Source organism: Wolbachia endosymbiont of Tuta absoluta, assembly GCF_059414725.1.
The window spans coordinates 1-487 of the sequence record NZ_JBNRJY010000543.1 but is presented as its reverse complement, the minus strand read 5'-3'; the positions used below and the strand labels follow the sequence as shown (position 1 = coordinate 487).

Below are 487 nucleotides of genomic sequence, written 5' to 3'. Positions count from 1 at the left end.
ACGTGATAGCCCCGACTTAAAGCGTGGGAGAGTGCGGGGCGTTACGGGCTGCGGGGGGAAGTAGGTATTTAAAGCGCGGCTTTTGGGGCCCAGACAAAGGAGTTTCGTTTCTATACGCAGTATTATTATCTATTCTTATGCTTATACTTTAATTAAGTATATCAATGGTATAACATAACCTAGGTACAACAATGCGAAGGGTTCTTTCTCCGTAATAATTACAGCTCCTTGGTTCAATATACCCCCGTCTCATATCGGCCCTAAGTGATCGATCGTTATCGCAGCGTCTAATAACTAAATTTGAGGCTTAACATTTGACATTAACAACAGTCCAATGCTGGATGTGGGACTCCCCCTTGGCAAGCGGATTGGCGAGCGCAGTGCAAGATGTTGCATTAACAGGGAGCGTTGCTGCCAAAATATTCCAAAGAGCTTTTGATAATTGTAATCTTTATTACCATCTATCATCTTATTAACGATTACTCTC

General features: G+C 42.9%; 1 protein-coding gene. It reads right to left on the bottom strand.

Annotation, left to right across the window (positions count from 1 at the left end; all coding sequences use genetic code 11):
* Positions 1 to 294: 294 nt before the first annotated feature.
* Positions 295 to 487 (bottom strand): hypothetical protein (locus ACJ5GX_RS06060; protein WP_495292809.1); only part of this gene is annotated, 193 nt, incomplete at its 5' end.